Origin of the sequence: Bdellovibrio sp. KM01, from assembly GCF_013752535.1 — a bacterium.
In the GTDB taxonomy this organism is placed as follows: Bacteria; Bdellovibrionota; Bdellovibrionia; order Bdellovibrionales; family Bdellovibrionaceae; genus Bdellovibrio.
The window spans coordinates 1523029-1540635 of the sequence record NZ_CP058348.1; the positions used below are offsets into that span (position 1 = coordinate 1523029).

The 17607-nt window shown below is 46.9% G+C and carries 12 protein-coding genes and 1 tRNA gene; 9 read left to right on the top strand and 4 right to left on the bottom strand.

Annotation, left to right across the window (positions count from 1 at the left end):
* Positions 1 to 5: 5 nt before the first annotated feature.
* A complete protein-coding gene (locus HW988_RS07470; protein WP_220128824.1) occupies positions 6 to 2546 on the bottom strand; it encodes a Fic family protein in 2541 nt (846 codons plus the stop codon).
* A gap of 109 nt (positions 2547 to 2655) precedes the next feature.
* Here HW988_RS07470 and HW988_RS07475 point away from each other — a divergent pair, with 109 nt between their 5' ends.
* The 4 genes from HW988_RS07475 (at position 2656) to HW988_RS07490 (ending at position 6353) form a co-directional block, all read left to right on the top strand.
* A complete protein-coding gene (locus HW988_RS07475; RefSeq protein ID WP_181606908.1) occupies positions 2656 to 3684 on the top strand; it encodes an endonuclease/exonuclease/phosphatase family protein in 1029 nt (342 codons plus the stop codon).
* A 7-nt stretch (positions 3685 to 3691) separates the two neighbouring features.
* Positions 3692 to 5338 carry a S8 family serine peptidase gene (locus HW988_RS07480; protein ID WP_181606910.1) on the top strand — a complete coding sequence of 549 codons (1647 nt, stop codon included), beginning with the start codon at positions 3692 to 3694 and terminating at the stop codon, positions 5336 to 5338.
* Positions 5339 to 5395: 57 nt separating this feature from the next.
* A tRNA-Arg gene (locus HW988_RS07485) sits at positions 5396 to 5471 on the top strand.
* Between the two features lie 93 nt (positions 5472 to 5564).
* Positions 5565 to 6353 carry an ABC transporter substrate-binding protein gene (locus HW988_RS07490; protein ID WP_181606912.1) on the top strand — a complete coding sequence of 263 codons (789 nt, stop codon included), beginning with the start codon at positions 5565 to 5567 and terminating at the stop codon, positions 6351 to 6353.
* A gap of 8 nt (positions 6354 to 6361) precedes the next feature.
* Here the strand turns inward: HW988_RS07490 and HW988_RS07495 are convergent, their stop codons facing one another.
* Entirely contained in the window at positions 6362 to 7084 is a 723-nt protein-coding gene (locus tag HW988_RS07495; RefSeq protein WP_181606914.1) for a pseudouridine synthase, read from the bottom strand.
* Between the two features lie 126 nt (positions 7085 to 7210).
* Here HW988_RS07495 and HW988_RS07500 point away from each other — a divergent pair, with 126 nt between their 5' ends.
* Positions 7211 to 7945 carry a type 1 glutamine amidotransferase domain-containing protein gene (locus tag HW988_RS07500; protein WP_181606916.1) on the top strand — a complete coding sequence of 245 codons (735 nt, stop codon included), beginning with the start codon at positions 7211 to 7213 and terminating at the stop codon, positions 7943 to 7945.
* 5 nt (positions 7946 to 7950) lie between these two features.
* Here HW988_RS07500 and HW988_RS07505 read toward each other — a convergent pair whose 3' ends face one another.
* Together HW988_RS07505 and HW988_RS07510 are read right to left on the bottom strand one after the other, a co-directional pair.
* The gene (locus HW988_RS07505) at positions 7951 to 11631 is read right to left on the bottom strand and encodes a tail fiber domain-containing protein (RefSeq protein WP_181606917.1); all 3681 of its coding nucleotides are present in this window, start codon (positions 11629 to 11631) and stop codon (positions 7951 to 7953) included.
* 126 nt (positions 11632 to 11757) lie between these two features.
* A complete protein-coding gene (locus HW988_RS07510; protein ID WP_181606919.1) occupies positions 11758 to 13020 on the bottom strand; it encodes a hypothetical protein in 1263 nt (420 codons plus the stop codon).
* A gap of 139 nt (positions 13021 to 13159) precedes the next feature.
* On the opposite strand from HW988_RS07510, the gene HW988_RS07515 reads away from it, so the two are divergent.
* From HW988_RS07515 to HW988_RS07530, 4 genes are all read left to right on the top strand, one after another.
* The gene (locus HW988_RS07515) at positions 13160 to 13915 is read left to right on the top strand and encodes a hypothetical protein (protein WP_181606921.1); all 756 of its coding nucleotides are present in this window, start codon (positions 13160 to 13162) and stop codon (positions 13913 to 13915) included.
* A gap of 274 nt (positions 13916 to 14189) precedes the next feature.
* On the top strand, positions 14190 to 15470 hold the full coding sequence (locus HW988_RS07520) for a hypothetical protein (RefSeq protein WP_220128825.1): 1281 nt from the start codon (positions 14190 to 14192) through the stop codon (positions 15468 to 15470).
* A gap of 12 nt (positions 15471 to 15482) precedes the next feature.
* Positions 15483 to 16151, top strand: coding sequence for a hypothetical protein (locus tag HW988_RS07525; RefSeq protein ID WP_181606924.1), 669 nt, complete (start codon positions 15483 to 15485; stop codon positions 16149 to 16151).
* Between the two features lie 39 nt (positions 16152 to 16190).
* Positions 16191 to 17594 (top strand): hypothetical protein, encoded by a 1404-nt coding sequence (locus HW988_RS07530; RefSeq protein WP_181606926.1) that lies wholly within the window; start codon positions 16191 to 16193, stop codon positions 17592 to 17594.
* Positions 17595 to 17607: the final 13 nt, after the last annotated feature.

A 17607-nucleotide genomic window follows, 5' to 3' on the forward strand; every position in this document is an offset into this window, starting at 1 on the left:
TCCATTTATTTTGGGAATAAATAGAATGCTTCGTCGACCATTTCATTCACTCTGTTGAACTTGTTTTCGTCCGGTGTCTTGAAGTGATCAAGGCCCACTTTGCCTAAAATCTTAAACGGTGAAATGTTCTGCTGAGACAGGATCTCAAACTCAGAAGAAAATGGCGTAGAAAGCGTCGGGGACACAGTCTTTTTGTTCACTTTCACAAAGTAAATTCCTCCACCCAATCCATCTGCTAAGAACGGAATGTTAGGGGCTGTCCCAGCTCCGATATAAGCGAAGTAAAGGTCCGTCGATGTGGACAGGGAAATATGATCTTTTAAAGGTGAATCCAAAGCATGGGTATAGTGGTCGACGAATTCGCGGGCGAATTCGTCGGCAATACCACGTCGGTCATAGCGACTGTCGTTCAAAGCTTTACGAATACGATTTGCCAGAGTATCGAAACCAGGAAGCATCTTGCGCAGTTGCGCCTCTAAGAATTTTGGTTGATATGTTGGGTCCTCATGATGCTTGCTGACCTCGTTAATCCAGGCTTTGAAAGACTCATAACCCGGCAAGGCTTTCGCCAAATTGATATAAGACTGATTTGAAATAAAGCCCGTCTTTTCCACTGACGCCATGTCACTGCGTAAAAGAACGATATCTGCGTCGCCACGAGCTGCAATGGCTTCCTTCAAGGTCGGGTAGGCCAAGTTCGTATAGGAGATGTATTTTTCGAGGAATGTCACGCGCGGAGCTTTTTTGATCGTGATCTGGATCGCTGAAGGGGCGCTTTCAATCTGCTTTTGTCCTTCAGCGAGCAAAGCCTTGGCCGCTTGGAAGTACTTCTCACGGCTGACCATGATCTTGTTTAACATCGCCGTGTTATTCACTTCGAATGCATATTCAGTGTACTGTTGGAACTTCAATTCCATGAACTGATACTGGGCTACGATGTCTGATAACGAAGCTCCGGAGCGAGTTTCAAAGCTCTTTTCAAAGTCTGTGTGCCAGCCACGAGTCTGCGCCAGGATCGCCATCGGGTCCGTGTCTTTGATCGTGATTGCGTTTTCGAAAACGCGTACTTGCCAAGGATGCAAATAGATTTTGCCTTTCTCATTGGCGTCTTTAATGACTTTATAGTCAACGATCTCGATGTCTTTAGGATCGATCTTTTGAGCCTGGACATCCAGGACATATTGCATGTGATCTCTAAAGATATTTCGGTGCGCCAACGTCAAACTGCGACGAGCAAACGTGTGGGGAGCCAGGTCGCCACCTTCACCATAGAGAAGATACGTACGGTCTGCAATCGGATAAAGTTTGCCGTTAAAAAGCGCATGGGGAATACCCATTTGGTTATAAAAGAAACCATCCGTCAGCATGGTGTAATTGGTGTTGCCGATTTTAACGAACTTATTTCTCGAGGAAATCGTGTCGTTCATCCACTTGAATTTCTTTTTCATGGCTTTATCAAGCTCTATGCGCTTGGCTTCTTTGCCGTATGTTGTTGTGGTCGGCAAAATCGCTGTGCGCGGGCTCGAGTCACGGTTGATGTTATTCACCGTGGGTACTGAAGGATCTGTGAAAGTCACTTCGCGAACCATTTCGCCGAACTCAGCAACACTGTTTCTGAATAGCTGCTTCCAAGTGGGCAGATCATAATAAATATCATAGCCTGGGAAGGTATTCATCACGCCAGGATAGCCAGCCTCCTGCAAAATGCGGTTCGCAAAAAGCATGGAGGTTCGGCCATTGCCATCAATAAATGGATGGATCGAAACAAAGCGATATTGAAACTCTGCCGCTAGATCAATCGGATCCATCGTGTTTTTATTTTGGTAATACCAGGTTGAAAGTTCACTGATGGCTTTGCCCACAGTTTTATAGTCTCCGTACACAATCCAACCGCGGCGCTTGTCTTTGCGACTTAGAGGATAAGGGAGTTCAATAAATTTCTTAATCCAAGGGTTCGCTTTCAAAGCCAGATACTGGGATTCTTTTAAAGGATGCAGAATAGGATCGCCGCCCACGTTTTGACGGACCTTAAATCCTGTGGTGTTGCCGATAGACATGTTCTTCGGCATGATTTTTCCCATCAGGCTTGCTTCTTTTTTCAAGCCTTCGGAACCCAACTCATGGATGCGCATGATAAGACTGCGGCTGATATCCAAGCGTCCTACAGGGATGGCATTCAAGTGATCACGGGCATTGGCGTAAGCTTTGTAATTTTCAAGTCCCCAGATTTCAGTGCCGTGCTTGCCATCTTCCTGACCGCGTTTCAAAGAACGGTTTGAATAAAAGCGCAGGAAATCAATTTCAGCATCGAGCCATTTGTCCCAACTTAATTTCTGATTGATCGTTGTAAACGTTGCTGGTGCTGCAGGATCCAAAAGAGGCGGAGTAAGATCCGTGTCCACGAAAACAGCGGAACAACTTAAACCTTCTGACGCAGGGCCTCGAGGATCCACGCAAGCCTCATTCACCGCAACAAGTGAAGGTGACTGACAAGATGTGAGAACCAGAGAAAGTGCCGAAATTGTTGTGAAAAATCTGTTTTTCATATGCATCTAAAATCGGAACTAATGTGAATAACCTTGAGGGGCATATTATTGTTGCAATCCTCTGTTTTCCCGACAAAGGTAGAGCCCTGTTTATTTCTGGAGGGGAAATATGAAGTGGGCATTTTTTGCCGGGTTGATGCTGTCAGCATCCCTAAGCCAAGCTATTTGCATTCAGACTTTCAACACTTATGGTCCGCTTTACGCGCCCAACATTGCGTCTCGATCTGAAGCGCTTTCCAAGGAAATTTTAACCTCTCCTTGCGATGTAATTCACTTTCAAGAGGTGTGGAATTCCGGGCAACAAAATGTAATCGTGGACATTTTGCAACCTCGTTACAACATTAGCGCTCCCAATATGGATTTGAAAATTGGTCTCATGGCTTTGACCAAGGGCCAAATCAACTACACCGACGTTTACACATTCGTGCTGAATTCAGACAGCTTCATGGATTCTTTAAAAGATATCATGGGTGTTAAAAAAGGTTTCATGAACATGGTGGTACAATTGCCCGGAGTGGCGACGCCGATTCTTGCAACCAATGTTCACACGCATCCTTTGTCAGGGGCTGTGCGCATTACGCAGATGCTGGATATTTACCAATGGCGTTTACGTCACTTGGATTATCCCTGGGTGATGACCGGGGACTTTAATTTCACGGCAGAGTCTTTCGAGTGGAAATTTTTTAAACTCTTGATGGGTGTGCGCGATGTGCAGGAAGAAACTGTAGGTTACAACGGTCAGTGTACATTCTGCGGGTCACAAAATCCTTTGTCGGATGAAAAAGGCAACTGGGTTCTGGATTATATCTTTGTTTCCAACATCACGAAAAACATGAATTGGAAATGGCAGATGATTGATTCCCAAATCAATCTGCGCGGTGGTCAAAGATCGCCTCTTTCTGATCACTATGGCGTGCGTGCTCAGTTAAACCTTGAACAAGGTTCTATTGCATCGGATTGGAAAACAGTTCCGGAAAGAGCTTCTGCGTTTAAAAATATGCTCGAAACTGCACGCAAACATTTGCAAGCGGCCGAAAATTCTGATTATGACTACTACATCTCGCTGATAGATAAAATCAACGCGCAGCTGGATAGACAGTCCGGACCGGTTTGGGACTATTTGACTCAGTATAACTAGGGACTAAATGAAGGTTTTCGCTTTTTTCGCAATCTTAATTTCATTGGCGCCAGCGGCCCAGGCGGCTCGCTATATCGTCATGATGAAGGACGAAGCTCCGCTGTTTGCGGCTCGCCCTTCGTTTGAGCGCGAAATTGCGGGGCGTGTGGAATCCAGTCTGCATCAGATTGGCACTTACATCGTTCAAACAGAAGATCCCTCGGATGTTGAACGTCTGAAACAGAATCCTGATGTGGTTTTGGTCGAAGAAGATCAAATCATTCCTTATGAATTAGAAATTCCCCTGTATCTGCAACGTGCAGAACTCAACATCAGCGGACGTGCTCCTGCAGATACTCCCGTAGCTGGTGTGCCCTGGGGAGTTGCCGCAATCAAGGCACCGGCCGCCTGGTCGCTTTCCCGTCAGGGGGAGGGCGCTCGTGTTTTGTTGATCGATAGCGGTCTTGATAAAACTCATCCTTCACTAAAAGATAACTTTGAAAAAGGTCGCGACTTTACTGGTGAAAGCGACGGCAGCGATATTACAGATATTCGCGGTCACGGAACTCACGTGGCGGGCATTATCGCTGCCAAACAAGACGTGAACGGCTTTACAGGTGTGGCACCGAAAGCAAAACTGTTAATGGCTCGTGCCTGTTTTGAAAAAGGTTGCTCAACTGCTGCCATGATTGCGGCGATTAACTGGGGTGTGACTCAAAAAGTTGACGTAATGAATATTTCTATTTCAGGAATTTCTTCCACGGCAGCTCAGGACGAAGCAATCAAACGTGCTGACCAGGCAGGTATCGCGGTTGTGGCCTCCAGTGGTAACTGGGGTTCAAATCGTGTGTTCTTTCCAGCGGCTCTGCCGACTGTGATTGCTGTGGGTGCAGTGGATCCAAGCATGCTTCGTGCGACGTTTTCCCAATATGGCCCGGAGCTCGCCCTGGTGGCACCTGGCGTGGATGTGTATTCAACATTCCCGGCAACTCGCGGGAAAGTTCACTCCGTCAAAATTGAAACATCGACCGGCTTTTCTGTAAAATATCTGGCCAGCACTTTCGGTGGCACACGTGAAGTTCGCAACTCCTTAAAAGGGGAACTGGTGAACGTGGGCGAGGGGGACTCGATAGCGGACTATGACGGGAAAAACGTCAAAGGTCGCTTTGTCCTGGTTCGTCGAGGCAAAGGCAAGTTCATGAATAAAATCAATAACGCCATCAAAGCCGGCGCCACTGCGATTATCTTTGTTAACAATCGCCCAGGCTTGGAAGTGGGCAGGTTCACGGAAAAGGATAAAACCTTGCCGATAGCGATTTTCATGATCGGAAACGGCAACTCGAAAGTGATCGAAGACCGCCTGGCTCGCGGGGAAACCGTGATGGCTACCTTGCAGGCTGCATCTTCAGGTTTCCAGGTTCTTAGTGGCACTTCCATGGCAGCCCCGCATGTGACTGGCGTTGTGGCCTTGATGAAGGCAGCCAACAAGAAGCTTAAATCCGCCCAAATTAAAAAAATATTGATGGCGACGGCCACGCCGCCAACCGCCGACAATCTAAAAAATCAGTACGGTAAAGGCGTTCTCGACGCCGAAAAGGCCGTCCAATTTTCGACGCGCGTTGGCTCGACCGCCAAAACTGAATTGCTGCAGCCCGAGTTCTCCGTAACGCATTAAAAATGGCTTGGCCGTTAAATTTGCCTTTATTATAATCAATTGTTAATTCCCGGGAGCGATCCTATAGCTCAACTGGATAGAGCTTACGTTTCCTAAACGTCAGATCCCCGTTCAAGTCGGGGTAGGATCACCAATCACTACCTTCATGGGTTTCTATGGACTCACTTTTTTACCTTTGCGAAACAGTAATTAGCACATTTTGAAGTGCTAACATAAAGTGCGACCCATGTTGGAAATCAAAAAAACCGGATTACTTTTAGCGACTGCACTTTGCTTTGCCTTGCCGGCACAAGCAAAGAAGGTTTTCCGCGTTTTGATGGAAGATAACTGGCCTCCTTATGCTTACGTTAAGGATGGTCAACCCGCAGGTCTTTCTATAGACCTGGTTAAAGCAGCAATGCGGCTGGAAGGGGCTGAGGTTCAAATTCAGCAAGTTCCTTATCTGCGTTGCATGGCCCTGACTGAGCCCGAAGGCAAAGAAGTGGCTTGCGCCAATACTGCCAAAAATGAAGAGCTGGCGGCAAAATATGTTTTCCCCAACAACTACCTTTTCCGCAGCCGCGGTCTGATCGTTGCGAATAAACGCTACGTGAAAGAAGCCCTTAAAAAACCTAAAAAGATTTCTGATCTTGAGTATAAAACCGTGGCTTTGCCAAGTGGCTTTACTTTCGGTCCCGAGTTCGATGACAACACCCGTATTGTTCGCTATTACACAGTGAATGATATGACAGCGCTTCGCCTCGTGGAGTCGGGTCGTGTGAAGTTTGCCGCGATTGATGAAATGGTTTTGTACTATTACCTGAATCATCATCCAGAACTTAAAGAGGCGTTGGCCACGGTGATTGATCTCTCTAATGAGCCGATCTACATGCAGCTTTCAAAAACGCAGCCTGAAGCCATCGAACTTCGCGAGAAGTTTGAACGTGGAATGGCTGCTCTTAAAGCCTCTCCTGAATACGATGCACTTTTGCAAAAGTACCTGGGTAAGGGAATTCCGGTCGATAAATTTAAATAAATTAAATTCTAAGGGACTTTGAGTTTTTCACTCATCGGTTTACTTGCATCAAACAAGGCGTGGATCTTATTCCATTTCTCACACGTCGGTGATTCAATGAAAACACGCTCGCCCGTCCACGGGTGTGTGAACTCGATGCTTCGCGCCTTCAAACACAAGCCTTCGATGCCCAATTCATTTCTGAAAAAGCGATTGTGATGGGAGTCCCCGTGATAAGCGTCGCCCAACAGGGGATGAGAAATACGATTAAAATGACGACGAATTTGGTGATAGCGACCCGAGTGCGGTTTTACTTCCATCAAGGAATAGCGAGCTGCGGGAAACTTTTTTCCCACGGCAACCGGAATTTCGATTGTCGCCTGACGGATGAAAGAGGTATGAGCATCCACCAAATTTCCCGTGGAATCGAGCTCCAATGGAACTTTGATATCGCCAGATTCAGGGACGAAGCCGCGAGCTACTGCCCAATAGGTTTTTTGCGGAGAACGCTCCGCAAACATTTTGCAGATCATGCCCGCCGCCTGGGATGAAAGAGCGAAAAGCAAAACACCACTGGTCGCCGCATCTAAGCGATGCACCGGATACACATGTTGCTTCATCATATTGCGCACCAGGTACAGGCAGATTTTATCGCGAGGAATTTTGTACTGCGAATCCTCCGGAGGATGGACGTGAAAACCCGAGGGTTTGTCGACGGCGATAAAATGAGGGTCTTGGTACAAAAGCTTCATGGGCTCCAGAACCTAGGGGGCTAGCCTCCTTTTGTCCAGTGAATCCTCTGTACGTTTGCAAAAGCTTTTAAAAAAATGGTTCTTGTCCCGGTGATAACGGATTCTAAAGACACTGGGGAGGTTTCCATGAAATCGAAGAAGGTTCTATTCGTTGCAACCAACTGCAACCGCCTGGGTGATACGGGGTTAAGAACGGGAGCCTTTTTGTCGGAACTGACTCATCCTTATCAAGAAATTCAAGCCGCAGGATATGAGATCGACATTGCCAGTCCTTTGGGGGGAGAGATTCCTTTGGATGGTGTGAAGATGGATGATCCCATCAATGCCGTGTGGATGAATGATGAAGATTTTCTGGAGAAAGTTGCTGGCAGTTTATCTGCAGAGGAAGTTCGCCCTGAAAACTATTGCGCGATTTTCTTTGCCGGGGGCCACGGAGCGATGTTCGATCTTCCACAAAATAAAAAGCTGCAGGAAATCACTTCCGAAATTTGGGAACACGACGGCGTGGTCGCGGCTGTCTGCCATGGCGCTGCTGGATTGGTGAATGTCAAAACCTCCCAGGGAGTTTATTTGATCAAGGATCATGAAGTCGCTGCCTTTAGTAATTCCGAAGAAGAGGCTGTAGGAATGGAAAACGTCGTGCCGTTCTTACTTCAGGATAAAATTCAATTCCGCGGAGCCACTTACACGCATGCCTCAAAGTTTGCCGCTCACGTGGTTAAAAGTGGACGCCTGGTCACGGGTCAAAATCCTGCCTCGGCGATGGGTGTCGGTCAAAGTGTCGTTGAGGTTTTGGAATTCATTGAAGACGGTCGCGAAGTCCCAGCCGTCAACTGGTGTGAATGGCATGTGAGCCCCTAGCCGGATCAATGTGCACTTGCGGGAGCTCTTTGGGGGCTTTGTGTTTTTAAAAGCAATTGCAGGGACTCATTTTGTTTTTTGAGAAGTTCATTTTGTTCACGAATCACAGCAAGCTCTGCTTCGACTTTCGTTAAACGCTCCTCGTGAGAGGCGAATTTTGCGGTGATCTCTTTATAAAGGTCTTTGATGGCATTGACGACGGCCCAGTGAATCGGATCGACATTCAACTCTAGATATCCATCTTTGCGTGTCGTGACGGCATCAGGAATTACTTTTTGAACTTCTTGCGCAATGAAGCCGGTCTTTTTGAAATCGGAGGGCAGTTGTAGAGGATTATCTTTTTTGTAGGAATAGCGGACAGTGTGAAGTTTCAATACTTCGTTTAAGCCGTATTCATAATCTCCGTGAATGTCTTTTAGGCGGGCATCGGAAGCATTGGTCCAAGCTGTTCCGGTCGACAAACCCGCTGTGCCGACGACATGCAATCTGTAAGAGGGGCTCGTTGTACCCATGCCAACATAACCTGTTGTGCGGGCAATGGAGATTCCTGGTACTTCAGTCCCCCCACTGAGCATTGTTAAGTCCAAGGTGTTATTCGTACTTTGATAGCGAACGATGGCACCGTTTTCAATCGTGTCTTCTGTTAGTTTAATAGTGGGGCCGATGGCATCGTTACTAGCGCTTTGTATTCTCATGGTCGGGTTCGTCGCTCCATAAAGATCAAAGAGATAACTTGGAGCTGTTCCGATACCAACCATGCCGCCCGCGGTAATTCTGACACGCTCAATGGCATTCGTGCCGGCGTCAGGACGAGTGGCCAATGACATATCAGATCCGCGATTGTTAGCGGTTGTAGTTGAAGTCGACATGGAAATGTACCCCGCGCGGCGGATGCTCGTGTTATTAGCACTATCAAGCCATTCGATATTTCCCAGGTTCACACCTAAGGCATCGGACGCATTTGAAGTTAATTGCAGATTTCCGGAGCCATTGGCAGCAGTCGTTGCCGTACCTTTCAGAGTCAGATAATTTCTGCCCGAGTAGATGGAATCCATACCTGGAGAGCTCGTACCAATGCCGACATCGCCATATTCATTGATACGCATGCGTTCGGAGAGGGTGTTGGTGTTGAAAGTATCGCCCCCAGTATCGCCAATCGCTGTATAGAAAACCATTTGGCCGCTGGATTCCCCATGGGCAGTGTTGTGATCTTTTCCGACTTTAACTGCGATACGTCCCTGCGGATTTGTGGGGCTGGTCGTGTTGCCATCAAACATCGCGAAGTCAACACTCACGGCAGTGAGATCAGTAACGTCTGTCGTTGCGACATTGTTTCCGGATTTCAAATAAAGTGCCGTTGTATTTCCAGAGACATCAGGGCCAGTGATTTGGAATAAAGGAACGCCATTGGTAAATGTACCGACGTTCAAGACATATTTAGAAGCATCAAAATTCATTGCTAAAGGTGTGGCACCCGTATCGTCATAAGAATTGAGGTAAAGGCCACTTGAACCTTGTATATAAAGGTCGCCGCGATAACGGGTCGTCTGACTGCGCAATCTTAAATTAGCAGTTGTTCCATTGTCAGAGCCGTTGTCAACCGTGAGTTTTTGTGCAGGCGAAGCGGTGCCGATACCGACGTTCCCGCTGCTTGTGTATATCGGCGAATTCGCTAGGGTCGCACTTGCGCTGTAATAAGGGATATACCCAGCGGCGCCTGAGCCAGAGAGTGTTCCCGAAGGCAAATCAGCTAAAACCAAAGATCTAAATGTCGGAGTCGCCGTCGAACTTGTAGGTCCCGCAAATACTAAGTTCGCAGATTGCGACGCAAAGTTAGAACCTGTGATCGTGATTGTCGTACATACGAATGAGTCCGAAGCTGAACTCCAGATGACGGCTTGGCCTGCCAAGCAAGTTGTTGATGGCCAAGGGCTGACGGAAGATGAGTTCAAAAGATCCGTATATGTTAGTTTAGTCGCCAACCAAGCAGCACCACTCCATCTTAAAGTTTGGCCTGTTGCTGAACCATTGGAAATAGAGATAACTGGAGTGGAAGTTCCCGTTGCGACACTTAAAGGAGCCGAAGCCGTAACGCTTGTGACAGTTCCATTGGTTGGAGTCACCCATTTCAAGCCACTAGTCTGAGCGCTATCCGCGGCTAAGACTTGTCCATCGGTTCCCACAGCCAAGCGAACATTATTAGTTCCATCGCGGGTGATTAAATCACCTTTGGTTGTTACCGGGCTGAGGGCATTGAAGCCTGCCGTGTTCGTACTTTGTCCTGTACCACCTTTAGTAATTGGCACCACAGCAGACAAATTTGCAGGTGATATATTAGTTAAGGCCGAACCATCGACTGCAGGAAGTTTTGCTGAAGAATCCAATTGAACGATTTGGCTTGCACCAGTTCCAACGTTGACTGCCAAAGTGACTGTTCCCGATGTTCCGCCACCAGTTAAGCCTGTGCTTGCTGTCACGCCGGTGATGGTGCCTGAGTTCGAGGAGTCTGCAGCAGGGGCCCACATTGTCCCATTGTATTTTAAGACCTGCCCCGTGGTTGGTGCCGTCGTGTCGACGCTGACACCTTTAATTTTATCAACGGAGGTGGTGCTTTGGGTGCCACTCACATCTCCGCTTAAGGACCCGGTAAATCCCGCCGCATTTCCAGAAATATTGCCACTGATTTTTGCAGCAGATATTGTTCCAGAAATTTGCGACTCCGTGATTGAAATCGTATAACAATCAAATCTATTTGCTGGGGTTATAAACGACAACGACTGACCGGCAGTACAAGTTGTTGGGAACATCGTTGAATCAACTTTATTTGAGAGCTGAGTACTCAATCCTGAAATATCAGAGATTGCTAAAGTCGCTGCCAACCAGGCACTGCTGCCATCGTATCGTAATACTTGCCCTGATGTCGGCGCTGTTGAGCTGACATTGACACCTTGAACTTTCGTTGCGTTGCCAAAGCGTGAGTCGTTACCGGCAGCCACAGTTCCCACGGCTGTGCCTATGCTGATTCCGATGACCGGAATAGAGCTTGTCCCAGATTTCGTCAGAGGCGAAGTCACGTTAACGTCACTGACTGTGCCGCTGCCTCCGGAGTCATTTTGACAAGAGAATGTTGAACCGTCATAGGTCAAATATTGACCGAGTGTACAAGTGGCTACATTCGTTTTCAAAACGAAATCTGTTGGTAAGTTATTTCCCAATCGAGCAGAGGAATAAGAAAATGTAGCAAAGGGCACTGAGCGAATTTCTGAATTTGGTGTGATGGCATTCCAGCCATTGCCGTCGTGGAATTGAACTTTCAAAAGGCGTGTTTCATTTTCAGCGGCAGTATAGGTGCCGCCTCCGGCGCAATCTAAAGCCACGGAGTTTTTAAAAGCATCACGAATATCAGCGGTGGGACCGATAGGGAAAAGGCGGGTGCCGACTCCGATTGGAACGTCAAAGACACCTTTCGTTCCTTGCATATTCACGTGATCTTTTTGCTCGCGATAGAACACGCAATTACCAGTGGCATTTGTAATTTCAAAGGCAAAGCTCACGTTATTGTATTCAAGGGGGTTGCCATCTGAACGAAGAATCCGTCCCTGATAGTTAAATGAATCTGGAGAGGCAGACGCAATGCTGCCTACAAAGGAAATCAAAATGAGAAATAAGGACGTACATGATCTCATATTAAATTCATCGGCGTGTTCGCTCGTGTTCCGTAGAATCCTATGGAACACGCGAGTAATATTTCACAGATATAACCAAACCGTTTCAATTTGAATCAGTTTAGTTGTGAGGAATGGTCGTAGGTCTTATTCTGCTGGGAGAAAATACTTTTTTAAAACCTGCTCCGTGGGTTCTTTTCCCAAAGGGGAGAACCCACCATTTACGGAAGTATCCGTGTCTTCATCCACCAAGACCTGCCAAATTCCGACGCTTCTCAGCCAGTGGCTTTGGGAATTCCATAGCGACATCAAAAGTGCGTCCCACGCAGCTGCTTGATGTTGATAATTGATCGGCGTGTGACCGTCTTCGTACAAATAGGGCGAAACAAAACATTTCTCAACACTGCGATAGCCGACTTCTTGAATGGCCAGATACTTGTCAGTGACGGCTGAATGATTTATCTGTGTCAAAGCATTTTGCAGATTCAAAGCGTACTGAAAAGAAAACGGTGTTAAAACTTTGATCAGGCTGTCATAAGCGGTGGGATAATCTGTTTCTGCTTCGCCGAGGGCGCGATAGTAATCAAGGCCTATGAAATCCAGCATGTTCCAAAAGTTACGAAGGTATTGCTGATGGCGAATCTCGGCGTCCGTGCGAGCAGCAAAGGTAAGATCGTGGCGCCACTGTTCAAATTCTCCACCCCAGGTTCTTACGCCACCTTCTAAAACGTATTGATCAGTGTAGTTCGCACCATAAGTCATTTTCACCCGGGGACCCAGGACATCCCGGGCCTGGTAAGCGAGGTGCAACCACAGATCCGGCCTGCCAAATCGGCGAGGAGGATTGCGACTGCCCAGTCCCGAGGTCAAGGAGTGCATCTCGGCTCCGATGGAATACCAGGCCGCATCGGTGCGCGCGGCAATTTTCATATAGCGCTCATGGTATTCAAAAAAACTTTTGAACCATTTTTCAGGATTGTCGGGTTGAATCACGCCATGCCACCATAAAGTTCCGTCTTCATCTTCATAAGGGAATTCTCCGTGAGGTCCAACCACCAACAAAATCGGGCGAAAGGCGACTTTTAACCCCAGAGACTTTGCATAGTGGATGGTCGCTTCCAGGTGATACTCTTCTTGGCGTTGCAGATCATCGGGCACGACGGAAGTCACAGTGTTTGATTTTCCGCCAATCATCTTGCCGCGAAAATTAAAGATCACTGTATCTATGCCCAGATTTTTAATCTTTGATAAAAGTCTCTGCACCCGCTGACCTTGCGTCGACTCGTCGACGCGAAAGCCTGTTGGCCAATAGGTAATGATATTCACCGCAGCTTCTCGGTCTGCGGAAACGGCCTGAGCAGAGGACCACAACGTGGTCAGGACAACAAGCAGGGGGAGTAAAACTCTCATTCATTTATTTTTGACTAGATTCAAAAGATTACAAGCTGACTGGCAACAGTGTCTAGAGGCCTAAATCCAGTGTTGAAGTTCAAATTTACTCTGCCGGAAATCAAAGCCAGGATGAAGAAGCAGACGGTGAGGGGTCAAAATGCGGGTGCTGTTGATTTTATTGTTTTCACTTTTGCCGATGCCAAGTAAGGCTTCCTCGGTGGCTCCGCCGATGTATGAAAGTGTTTTATTTATTGGTGATGATCATGTGGCCGGGGCGTTTGGAAATGCCGTGGATGCTTATCTTCGCACTATATCTATAGAGGTAAATACGATTGCGGAATGTGGATCTACTCCCGCAAATTGGATTGGAGTCAGGACTGAATTCCAGTCGTCAGTATGTGGATTCTGGCAACGCGATGAAAAACGTCGCGAGCGCAAAAGCAAAGAATTTAAATCCCGTTCATTTTCAGAGGAGCTCGCAAAATCCGATCCGGATCTGACCATCATCGCACTGGGTACTTATATGTTAAAGAATGAACGGGATATGCAAAATGAACAGTCCTCTATCGAGAAAATGGTGAGTGAAATCGAACGAATTCAAAGTCGCTGCGTGTGGATTGGCCCTCCGCAACTTAGTAAAGAACCGTATGCTTCCAATTTGGATTCCGGAGTCAGGACCTTAAAAAAGATTTTGAGTAAGCTTCACTGCGACTTTATCGATAGCAGTAAGCTCACTCGTTACAAAGGCAAAGATGGTCTTGAATATCAAGTCGCGGCAGCAACCAGTTGGGGTGCGAAAATTTCAAGAGAGCTTGATAAATTAGGTCGTCCTTCTCCTCAGGAAGAGCAGTCTTTGAACCTTGAACCTGCATTCGTGAACCCCTCATCTCCGTCGGGGACGGCTCCTCGTTAGCCCTCTTTGTTTTCTTGAAAAAACATTCTCGGAAAATTAGGATTTCACTCTAAAAACCGCCTCAAACTGGCGCTTATTAAGCCCCCAAAAACCGACGAAATTCTAGCGAACTCAGAGTGAAAATTTGAAGTCGAACGAATGATTTGAAGATCTCTTAGTCAAAAACCCCCTGATGCAAAAAACTTCTCCAGTATCAAGTTGAGATTGCAAGAGTTTTTTATCGTTTAACTGTCATTTGTGCGTGAAAATTGTCGATAAGGCCTGGGGGGGCGAAATGCGATTCTTACTATTACCACTTATTATACTAGGAATGGGAACAGGTACTAACTCTGCGAATGCGCAGGTTAAACCGGTTCTTACTGCAGCAGATCCTTCCGCAATGGAACTGAAAGCCAGAAAAATTTATGAACGTTTAACAGGAACTAAACTTCCTGCTGACAGTCCCGTAGTTGCGCAGATGGTGACATTCTTGAACAGAGGAGATGTCGAAGGTGCCGCAAAAATTGCGACCGCTGACGACAATTTTCTAAACATTACCGTCAAGTTGATGGCACTTAAGCTTTCGACACGTGATGAAACGATCAAAACAGATTTGAACGATATGGTGGCTGCGGTTATTGGTGTCACTCGTGATCAAAGAGATGCGCGTGAGCTATTGAACGGTAACTTCTATTACAGAGGCGCTGACAATCTGACTGGTGTTCGCTCCAATCTGGTTGCAGATATTCTGCTGACTAATAACCACTATATCGACCTTGAAGACAAACGCGTGAACCTTGCTAAAAACTTGGTGCGTGTTAATGGCCAGGTTATTGCGGTAGGCGATGCCGCAACGGTTGCCAATCCGGACCCCGCAGGTGTTCTGACGTCTCGTGCCTTTCAATCAGCGCACACGGTGATGGGAACAAACCGTCGTTTGGTGGAATATACGTTCCGCGAATTTATGTGTGTCCCTTTAAGCGAGTGGGCTGACACGGGGGCATCTGATTTGCGAATCGGTCGCGATATTGACCGTTTTCCAGGTGGAGACCATAACAAGTTTCTGACATCCTGTAAGGGTTGCCACACTGTTATGGATGGATTCCGCGGAGCTTTTGCCAAATGGGAAGTTAACAACAACCCAGCGGGCATTAAACACGTCGATGCAAATCCTCACTCTAATACATCGGATGCATATACTATCATCGTGGATAATTCGACGGGCGTAATCCAAAAGTATAACAAGAATGCAAACGTTTTCCCTGCTGGATATATTACGAGAGATGATTCATGGGTGAACAATGCAATTCGTGAGAAAAATGCCAACTTTTTCGAATGGCGTGGCAATGCTTTGTCAGGTAATGGTGCGAAAAGTTTTGGCACAACAGTCGCAAACTCCCGTCGTTTTAGTCAGTGTATGGCGAAGCGAGCTTACGAAACTGTTTGTCGTAAGACTTTCGATGAAGCTAAAGACCTCGATAAGCTAAAAACTTGGGGCGTTGAGTTTGAAAACAGCGGTTACAAATTGAAAAGTTTGTTTGAAAAAGTCGCTGCTAAACCAGGCTGCTTGGAATAGTCGGAGGAAGTCATGAATAAGAAATATACTAAGTTTTTATTTTATGTTCTGCCTTCAATGTTCTTTGTGACGCTCAGTTTTAATAACTGCGGTCGTTATGGTGAAATGCAAGGAGCGTCTGATCTGTCTTCGACAAGTTCCAGTGGGACGCCTGCAGAAACGACAGACTCAGAAGCGCTAGGGATGCCCTTTGCACTTTTGTCAGCAGAGCAGACGTTTGAGTCAATGTTAAGAGTTGCAAACGTATCCACAGTCAGTGGGGCGCTCTCTACGGAATATGCAAATCGTTATGGTGCTTTGGCTGCAGGTAATGACCTTACTATGGCTAATGGACCATTGATGCTAAGTGCGACAAGTTTAGGTGGCGAAGTTTGCAATTCAGTTCTGGCTACAGAAAAAGCTGAAGCTGCTGGCTCTCGTGATTTCTTCGGGAGCATCAACTTCGCTGCAGGCGTATCGTCAGTGACGGATGCTCAGTTCAACGCCAGTGTGCGAGGTATGGCCCGATCTTACTGGGGCCGTAACGAAACAGCTGAGGAACTGGCATTGCTTCAGAGTTTTAAAAGTGAATTTATAGCAGCTTTGGCGGCGAATGCTCGCACTCAAGCTGCCTCGACTAGCAACTTGATGCTGGCAACTTGTGCGGCAATGATTTCAAGCTTCGACGCACTTTCTTATTAGTTTTGTTTTGATTTTAGGTTTAGTTCTCTGGGGGAGAATATGGCAAAAGATAAAAAAGAAATCCCGTTTTGGGCAGCTACCGGACATAAGAAGCCAGTTACTCGCCGCGATTTCCTTTCTGCGGGAATCATACCATTCGCTGCGAACTTGTTCGTTCCGAATTGGGTATCAATGATTTTAGGCAATCAGGCTCACGCAGCTGATAACTGTCCTGTTCCTTTGTCATTAATTCCGATGGTGACAGTAAACCTAAGCGGCGGTGCTGCTATGGCGGCAAACTATGTCCCACAAAATGCAGCTCGCCAACCCCTGGCTTCATACAACAAGATGGGCCTAGGTAATAATCAAGTACCTATTGAACGAGCTTTTGGAAATGCGCCTTTTGCAGGCAATGGCATCAGCAAATTTTTGACGGGAATAAAATCAAAAGCCTCCGCTGCCACCATGGGCAAGACAGCTTTTATTGGTTTTTGCGTCGATTCTCAAAATGATACGAATCAGAATAAATTTGATGTGTCGGGTGCAGTGACTAAGGCTGGATTGGTAGGGACTAATCTGCCAAACATCGGCAATCGAAACACTCGCACGGGAATGAATCAATCAGCTGGATTTGCGGTTCCACCAGCACCATTAGTCGTGCAAAACTATTCTGCTCTGTTGTCATCAATTGGCTACACAGCTTCATTGTCGACGGCTTTGAATGCCAATCAAAAGAACTCATTGGTAAAGCTGATGAGTAATTTGACTCAGACTCAATCTCGTAAAATCGCGACATTAGATGGCGGGGAAACTGTAAAAACGGTTTTGGATTGCGCTGGAATTAAAAACGTGGATGTGATGGCGAAGGGTGCTTCGATCGTCGATCCGCGATCGAATGCGACGTTTGCGAATGTTTGGGGTATTGCCGCAAACACCGCTAACAACAACCGCGAACTTTTATTCGGATCCATGATTTATAATACTTTATTGGGACAAGCAGGTTCTGCAAACATTGAACTTGGTGGTTATGATTACCATGATGGATCACGCACGACGGGAGATACAAGAGATCTTGATGCCGGTACTGAAGTGGGGCGCATTCTTGAGAGCGCTTCTGTGTTAGGGAAACCGGTCATGATCATGGTGGTATCTGATGGTTCCGTATATAGCAATGCTTCAGACGATCGCGCTGCTGGTTGGGCTGGAGACCGTGGCCACGGCGTCGCTTACTTGTTTTACTTCGATCCTAAAGGTCGTCCTGCAACCAGCGACTTCCAAGTTGGTCAATTCAACGACAATCAAGCTTCGGATCCGACGTTTGTAACTGGTTCCAATCCTGAATTAGTCGCGGCAGCTGTATTTGCGAATTGGTGCCAAGCGAATAAACGAATGGACCTGTTTGATAGAGTAGCTAATCGTATCTTAGATACGTCTCAGCTTTCTCAGGTGATCAAGGTTGCTTAAGTGTTCTGGCTTC

Coding starts and splice junctions, on each gene's coding strand:
- HW988_RS07470 (WP_220128824.1), bottom strand. CDS start 2,546: ATGAAAAACAGATTTTTCACAACAATTTCGGCACTTTCTCTGGTTCTC.
- HW988_RS07475 (WP_181606908.1), top strand. CDS start 2,656: ATGAAGTGGGCATTTTTTGCCGGGTTGATGCTGTCAGCATCCCTAAGC.
- HW988_RS07480 (WP_181606910.1), top strand. CDS start 3,692: ATGAAGGTTTTCGCTTTTTTCGCAATCTTAATTTCATTGGCGCCAGCG.
- HW988_RS07490 (WP_181606912.1), top strand. CDS start 5,565: ATGTTGGAAATCAAAAAAACCGGATTACTTTTAGCGACTGCACTTTGC.
- HW988_RS07495 (WP_181606914.1), bottom strand. CDS start 7,084: ATGAAGCTTTTGTACCAAGACCCTCATTTTATCGCCGTCGACAAACCC.
- HW988_RS07500 (WP_181606916.1), top strand. CDS start 7,211: ATGAAATCGAAGAAGGTTCTATTCGTTGCAACCAACTGCAACCGCCTG.
- HW988_RS07505 (WP_181606917.1), bottom strand. CDS start 11,631: ATGAGATCATGTACGTCCTTATTTCTCATTTTGATTTCCTTTGTAGGC.
- HW988_RS07510 (WP_181606919.1), bottom strand. CDS start 13,020: ATGAGAGTTTTACTCCCCCTGCTTGTTGTCCTGACCACGTTGTGGTCC.
- HW988_RS07515 (WP_181606921.1), top strand. CDS start 13,160: ATGCGGGTGCTGTTGATTTTATTGTTTTCACTTTTGCCGATGCCAAGT.
- HW988_RS07520 (WP_220128825.1), top strand. CDS start 14,190: ATGCGATTCTTACTATTACCACTTATTATACTAGGAATGGGAACAGGT.
- HW988_RS07525 (WP_181606924.1), top strand. CDS start 15,483: ATGAATAAGAAATATACTAAGTTTTTATTTTATGTTCTGCCTTCAATG.
- HW988_RS07530 (WP_181606926.1), top strand. CDS start 16,191: ATGGCAAAAGATAAAAAAGAAATCCCGTTTTGGGCAGCTACCGGACAT.